This is a genomic window from Psychrobacter sp. 16-MNA-CIBAN-0192 (assembly GCF_040309565.1).
In the GTDB taxonomy this organism is placed as follows: domain Bacteria; phylum Pseudomonadota; class Gammaproteobacteria; order Pseudomonadales; family Moraxellaceae; genus Psychrobacter.
Map to the genome: position 1 here is coordinate 1 of NZ_JBEOOX010000485.1, position 254 is coordinate 254.

General features: G+C 44.5%; 1 protein-coding gene. It reads left to right on the top strand.

The features are described from left to right. Positions 1-8: 8 nt before the first annotated feature. The coding region (locus AAEY78_RS14060; protein WP_352340006.1) for an NAD-binding protein at positions 9-254 on the top strand (246 nt) is incomplete at its 3' end.

The following is a 254-nucleotide window of genomic DNA, read 5'->3' on the forward strand; positions in this document are numbered from 1 at the left end:
GTTTAGAAATGGTGGAAGCGCTGCGCCACCGAGGATTAGAGGTGAGCTTACTCGAACTTGCCGACCAAGTTATGGGGCCTGTGGATATTGAAATGGCCAATATACTGCATCAAAAGCTAGTTGATAATAAGGTTGATTTACGCTTAAAAACAGGCTTAACCGCCGTCAATGAGTGCCAAATTCAACTTGCTGAAGCCGATATTACCGATGACTATGATAAACCGGTACCGCCCCATTCCCATTTACAATTAACC